Here is a 761-nt window from a genome sequence, read left to right on the forward strand (position 1 = left end):
TCCATTGGGCTCCGTTCGCGCCCACACCGGCATAGCCGTACACGTACGTGTCGTCATCGACATCGATAATCGGCTCGTCCTCACCATCGACGAAGACCTTGATATTCGACCCCGTCGTCACCACCTTCAGGTGATGGTCCACCGACCAATCAGTGTCACGCTGCACCGAAGCCAAACGCGTGATCGACGACCCTGCACGATCGAGCTCGATGAGGCCCGAGTGGTTCCACGCGACGAAGTACCCAGAATCGTTGATGGTGTCGGACGGGGCTTGCTTGCGGAACAACACCGCCGCCCAGTTCTGACCACCCTGATACGACAGATCAGCCTCGTAGGTCGCATCACGCCACACACTGCCCGTGATCGCCGACTGATACCTCCACGCACTGCTGCCACCGAGCGTGGACTGCACGTACGCACCATCAACGACCGACCACGAACCGCGGCCAGGCGACCACGCGCCCGCACCGGCGGAAAAGTCATCGAAGAAGTCGCCAACGGTATCAAGCTCAAGCGTCACATCGACCGTCGCCGACTCACCCTTGACCACGACCACACCGTCAACCGTGGCCGTGCGGAACAGATCCTTCTGCACCGTCATCGCGTAGGACCCGGCCGGAATGTCCTCAAACGCGAACGAGCCATCCGACTGAGTCAACACCGAATATTCATGCTCCTCGCTGACCACCGACACCGACGCACCCGACACCACCGCGCCAGCATCATCAACCACAACACCCGACACACCCCCGACATCGTCG

The 761-nt window shown here is 61.1% G+C and carries 1 protein-coding gene; it reads right to left on the minus strand.

What is annotated here, in order from left to right; translation table 11 throughout:
• Window positions 1–761: beta-sandwich domain-containing protein (locus B7K24_RS00015; protein WP_144268039.1), on the minus strand; the 761-nt coding region annotated here is incomplete at both ends.

This window comes from Demequina sp. NBRC 110055 (genome assembly GCF_002090135.1).
Classification (GTDB): domain Bacteria; phylum Actinomycetota; class Actinomycetes; order Actinomycetales; family Demequinaceae; genus Demequina.